2 protein-coding genes are annotated in these 6798 nt (G+C 32.6%); both read right to left on the reverse strand.

From position 1 onward, the window contains the following. Positions 1–98: 98 nt before the first annotated feature. Positions 99–800 (reverse strand): DUF2162 domain-containing protein, encoded by a 702-nt coding sequence (locus Q0138_RS02370; protein ID WP_297980417.1) that lies wholly within the window; start codon positions 798–800, stop codon positions 99–101. A 415-nt stretch (positions 801–1215) separates the two neighbouring features. Then, a complete protein-coding gene (locus Q0138_RS02375; protein ID WP_297980421.1) occupies positions 1216–6495 on the reverse strand; it encodes a cobaltochelatase subunit CobN in 5280 nt (1759 codons plus the stop codon). Positions 6496–6798 lie beyond the last annotated feature (303 nt).

Raw genomic sequence — 6798 nt, forward strand, 5'->3', positions numbered from 1 at the left:
AAATAAAAATTATTTAAAGAATATAATAAAAGTTTAAATAATACAATTTTAGTCAAACATCCTCTCAATTTAATTGAAATAATTAAAAACCTTATTATTTAACTTAAAATACTGTCTTTTCTTGTGTACACCACACCAATAATCACCAAAAGCACTAAAGCCACTAAAGAGCCAAGCATACTATCCACTGAGGCAATTGTAATAGAACCCATTGACTTATTCATTATAGCAGCAATATTAGGAATAACCAATGCAGACAATAGGAAGTAAATTCCTAAGAAAAACATGAAATTTCCTAAAACTATAGGATAAGGCTTATCAACATATTTTACAAAGATATTAGAAGCAAAATATGTGACTACAATAGTTAGAACCAATGCCAATGCAACATACTTACTTAAGTCTGCAGCCCCTAGACCGACAGTAGGTGCTACTAATAATATACTTACAATAATTGATCCAAAACAGCATGGACAAGGAGCAATCACTGCAGCACAAGTTGCAGCAGTAGTGTTCTTTTCAAAAACTCTCCATTCTCTAATGGTAAATATACCTGCTAAAATCATTATAACAGCCATAATAATAAAGAATAAAGAGTTATATGTATAAATTAATTCAGTAATTTGATTTGTATAATATGAAGAAATCTCAGCAAGAATCAATACTCCGCCACCATATCCTATACATACGGTAGCCAAATATTTCTTGGACAGATTAGCTAAACCTACAGCCAATCCTAACTTTATACCGAAAACAAGCACCGCTGCCAAGATTCCAAATTGCCAAAGCATACTAAGCATATCCATTTTCACCACAACCATCAAAATATATTAAAATATCATTAAATACCATAAAAATAAAATTCCTATGCTAAAAAATTATTTAATTTACATCATCATAATCATAATAAAATTAAATAATCATTATTTACCTTAAAAAATACAAAATCCTATTCTTAAGTCAAATAATCATCATTTAAGATTCATTTTAAACTTAAAGCCAATGATAAAAAAATAAAATAAAATAAAATAAAATAAAAATAAAAAAATAATAATTTTAAAAAGATAATAAATTAAAAAGATAATAAAAGACAATTAATGAGACTATTAATAAGACTATTAATAAGACTATTAATAAGACTATTAATAAGACTATTAATGAGTAACTATAATAAGAAACCATTAATAGAATAATATCCCAGAATATTAAAAATCATTAATATTCATAGTCAAAATCATCATAATCATCATCATTATCCTTATCTTTGTTTCTGAAATAACCAAATCCGATTAATGCAACTAATGCAAGAATACAAATTATAATCGCTATAGGCATGCTAACGTCTTTAGGTGCAACAGGTGTGCTTGAACTAGGACTTACTTCAACAGCCTTTCCCCCGCTAGCATCAGGAGTGCCTGCATCTGAGTCACTAGCAGTTTCACCTTTAGCAGCATATTCAAGACCTACAGCTCTGCCTCCGCTTTGCCCATTGATATTAGTGTTTCCCTGTGAGGACTGGGAATTGGAAGTTGAACTGCTGTTTGTCTCAACTGTAGCATTAGACTGTTCAGAGCTATCCCTTGTTTGGCTATCAACATTTGTTGAGTTTGAAGGAGCGTCTGAAACATTAGTTAGGAACTTAGGATTTAATGTAGCATTATACAAAGTAGGCAATAGTTTAGCAAGCAAGTCAGCATTTACAAACTTGACTGCCCATTCCATCATAGCCACATTACCACAGCTGCAGTCACAACATGCCACACCATTAGCTACAGTAGCTTGAGCCCATGTATTAGCAATATCCCTAAGGGTTGCATCGTCTGCATCCCAATATCCTTCAAATGCAGAACTTAGCATAGTTCCGCTCATGGAAATCAATGAATATGCATTATTACCTGTTTGTAACCAAGATTTGACACCTAAGCCATACTTATCCTGATAATAAGTATTATAAACATCATTCCAAACAGTTTGAGCAACAGAAGAAGGCCTGGTTACTTGCCATCCCCATAAATTAGAGATGAACTTATTAGACATATATCTAGAACCACTATAACCTTCCTTCATCATTCCTTTAATCCAATCAGGGTTTAAATACCTTGTATTCAACTCGTTATAGAAGACTTTCTCAAATGAAGCCACATATGCCTGATCCCTGTTTGCATACATTAAAACATTCATTGTTGGTGTTTTATTGGACAAGTACTCTACAGTCATTGAAAGACCTCCCCAATAATCGAAGAAGTCATCATTATCCAAAACACCATATTGATTTGTGTTACGGCTAACAACAATATGATCAGTGTCTGAAAGAGCTCTCATGAACACGATAGGATTAGTGTCTCCCCAATAGTATTTAGAGTACATATTTCCCATTCTGCCAATATAAAATTCAGACAGCTCATCAGTGTCATTCCAAGTCCATGACATAGATACCAATTTGGAAATACCTGCACCATAGTCACCATTTGGAGGGGCAAATATACGGGTAATCGCATATTCTCCTGCAACGGTTGAATTATAACCTAAACTCAAATAATAAATGCAATCTTCAAGCCAGTGCTTTGCAACATAATTATCATCAAAGGATTCATTGGACATTCCTTTATAGCTTATGCTTTTCATGATAGATCTTAGTCCATCCTTGATTTGAGGACCATATTCACTGTCCATAAGAGTCTTATTATTTACTATTGTATAATATGAACGAGCCAAGGTCAATCTGAAAGCATTGTCAATAAGACGTGCCTGAGAACTGTATAAATCCCTGAATAATCCGCTAGTGATTACGGTCACATCAATTCTCTTCTTGTCCCATCCTTCAGGACGAGTCAGGTTTTCAAGAGGAATCACATCAGGCAAGTCATTGACCTTTTTACCTGTAGGAATTCCTTCCTCATCGTAACCTGCACTGGAGGAATTATGCCATCCAGGCTTCATACCCAATAGATAAAGAACAGTGGATACTAAAGCACCGTCATCCCTTGCAGTTTCAACACACCAAATACCCATAATGATCTTTTCACTTGTGTCATTTAAGTCTGCCAAGGTCAACAATGTAAGGGTTTTAGCATATGCCCATGCCTCTTGTGTTGGAAGTTCAGATGACTGGTCTTGGAACATGTTTGTTCCAGTCGGAAGAACTTGAGGCACTGTAACACTTTCTCCACCAATATTTACCGGAATATACTCTCCACGTAATGCAGATATCATTGCATCCAATTCATCATCAATACATTGATTGTATAAGTCCATGTATTTCTTTGCAATATTCAATGATTCGATAAATTCTGGGCTGTCTAAGCCAACAGTTTTAGAGACCGTATCAATATCCCAATAGATCAGAGCCTTGCAAATATCAACAGACTTATTGAGAATGAATTCACGTTTCAATGGAGCCAATTTAGAGTAATCTGTTGAATAGTAGTAATTAGACAATTGGTCTAATAGATTGGTCTTTTGATTATTGAATTCAAAATCATGAGCTGCGATAATTGAAACAGTGTTTGCCAAATCTTCATCAGTCCATTTTTGACCAATTGCATGAAGACCTAAAGGATATAATGTATTTTGAGTATCCTTTAGGAAAGTGTTTAAGCTTGGACTTAAAACACTCATATCAGTTTTGTTCAAATCCTCTTCGCTTATGCAAAGGGTGAGATAATAATTATTTGCAATAATCAAATCCTTAATCTCTTTAGAAAGATTATTCTCCAAATCCTGATTGAAGTTTTTGCTGTTATGATTTCCATCATATTTTTCCAATAAATTAGCTAAAACTGTCAAGTTACCATACAAATGAGTAAAAGATTTTGGAGAATCCAAGTGAGAAATCAAAACTGCAAATCCTCTTCTTTTTGCTTGTATAGCTTCACCTAAACCGTCTGTAATATAGAAATAAACTTGAGGAACTTTTCCTACAACAATAGAACCATAATCATTATATGACAATAAGACTTCCTTACCAGGCAACCATTCATGGGTTGCATGTCTTCCTACAAAGACCATAGCGTTAGAATGTCTAGTTTGCATATAATAATAAGCTGCCAAATATTGGTGGGTAGGAGCAACTGCAGTACAATGGTAAAGGTTTTCAATATCCGCTTCCCAACCTCTTTGAGGTTCAGGACCTATGAAAACATTACCAAAAGTCAATCCAGGAATTACAAAGTAATCAGTGCCATTACGATTAACCAGCATAATATTACCTGGAGCTTGGCCCCATCCGTTTAATCCAGAAATATTCAAAGTTCTAAATTCTGCATAATACTCCAAATACTCTTCAAAGTATTCATATGAGGATGTATTTGCATAAAGCTTTAGAACATTAAGGATCTTATCAAGAATATTTGTTGCGATTACTGTCTGATTGTCCGGAAGCAATGCCTTAATCCCGTTATACCATTCATTGAGCATGGATTCGGTTTCATCAGTATAATTAAGCAAGACTGCCTTTTTAACCATTTGACCAATATAAGCCACAGGACCTTCAGAAACTTGGAGTTTGACAATATCATCTAAAGAATTAAACCATTCTAAGTATTCATCTGCTGGAAGAAGAGTGACACCGGAGCGGTTAGCTAATTTTTCGACTTCACCAGGAGCCCAATTAGCCACATTGATACCACAAGCAATCATCATATCTTCAAGTTCAGAAACATTATTAGGCAAATCCTTTAAATCATATCCTGCATCCTTTAATGCATAAAGCATATTATAGACACTTGTAATTGCATCCAAATAACTTGCACCGATATTTTGCTTTCCCGGAGGGTAATTGTAGTATATAATTGAAATATTCTTATCCTCATTCGGAGTGTATTGCAAGTCTACCCAAGAGTCTACCCTATCAGTCAATAGCTCTATATTCTCATGAACCGGAACAAATGTCAAAATATTAGCCCCAGTCCTATTTGAGATATAAGAATCGACACCGCCGACAAATGTAGAATCAAAAATACCTTGAGACTCAGCAATAGTCACATGCCACCATTTATCACTTTTTGTAGTGCTTAAACCAACAGGACTTAATTCCCATTGTTTATTAGTGATATATTCTGAGTGAACAGCCCTAAATACAGGCACATCAACATTTTCAAAGAAACGGGTAGCATTGGTAAAGTTTTCTCCACCTACACCATATGCAACCATGGAAATGATTCCATCTACAAGAATATCAAATTTTTCAGGATTTTCCAAAAATCCGCTGATGTTTGAACCTGCACTGGTCCAATATTTCACCATAATATTCAATTGTTCCGCATTACCTGCAGGGCAATAGATAGGAATGACATTATATCCCTTAGATTCCAATGATTCAGTGATTTCATTGATTAAATCCAATTGTTGAGATTGAATATACATTGTACTTTCCAATATTCCAATTGTACGATTATTGGATTTGTTAAAGAATGTTTCAATGTATTCATCCAAGGAATACCATCTGTCCCTAAATATGCCTGATGACTGAACACCAGTGAAATTAGGAGCTTCATAGTAGCAGCCATGACCTAAAAGATTAAGAATATAAAGCAATTCATTCTTCAAATTGCTTTTATCATTAATATCCTTATACAATACCAAATTATTGAAGATGCTATTAAAAGAACTGGAATTATCAGTTATATAACTTTGAATAGCATTAAAGTCATTTCCCCTTTTAGTAGCCTTAAAGTAATAAATCAAATCATCGTTGGAAAGACCATTGAAAATTTTCTTATGGCCAATTGTAGAGTTTCTAACTAAATTCAATGATGTGGAACTAGAATTAATATTACCTGTAGGAGGTTCCAATATTAAAAACAGTTCCTTATCAGAGAGATTTGGGTGCTTATCAAGTAGATTGGTCAATACTGCATCAACATTGGAACTAACCCACTGACCAATGAATGCATCACAATCCATCATCAAAGCATATAATTCCTCTTCTTCCATCTCATTGATTTGATTTCCACTTCGAATATTGAATTTCACATTAGAAAAACTGGAATTATCCAATATTTCACATGCAACGGCATCAAAAAGATTATTTCCAGTATTATCACTAATAATGAAAACATTAAATGTTGACTTATCAGATAATGGAGCTTTTAAATCCCCTTTAATGAATAAATCAGACCCTATAGAATTTTCTATTGTGTCAATTGTTTTTTCCTCAAGACTTAAATCAATATTTAAATCATCATTTTCAGAAACTAAATATGCATTATCTTTTAAAGACAAGCCATAGCCATCATTTGAATAATCGCTAAGGGACTCATCCAAACTATCATTTGTATCCTTACCATCATGTCCAGAACTTCTTGAGTCATTTAGAATAATTGAATAGTCAGATATTGAATTTTGATCTGTTGAACTTAAATCCAAAATAGACATATCTGATGTATAATTATTATCAATATCCGTTAAATCGCTTGTATCCTCAGCATAAATTGCCTGAGGAATAATTAGACAGAATAATAAAAATAAACAAAATATTTTTTTATTAAAAGCCATATAAAGTCTCCAAATAATAAGAAAATTTTCAAAATAAAATATCTCAAAAGAAAAAATTCTTTCATTAAACCAAATTAAATCAAATTAAATCAAATTAAATCAAAAATTTACTTATTATAATAATTGCTATATTTTTATACTTAATAAATATTTTTAATTAAGTATTACTAAAATAAAAAAAAGACCTATAAAAGTAATAACATAGAAAAAAGTATTACTAAGCCCTAAAAAAGAATAAAAATAGTAATAAAAAATTTAAAAAAAATAGAAAATAAAAAATTAAAATTTAAAAATAAAATAAAT

Source organism: uncultured Methanobrevibacter sp. (assembly GCF_937906425.1).
Taxonomy (GTDB): Archaea; Methanobacteriota; Methanobacteria; order Methanobacteriales; family Methanobacteriaceae; genus Methanobrevibacter.

Coding starts and splice junctions, on each gene's coding strand:
- Q0138_RS02370 (WP_297980417.1), bottom strand. CDS start 800: ATGCTTAGTATGCTTTGGCAATTTGGAATCTTGGCAGCGGTGCTTGTT.
- Q0138_RS02375 (WP_297980421.1), bottom strand. CDS start 6,495: ATGGCTTTTAATAAAAAAATATTTTGTTTATTTTTATTATTCTGTCTA.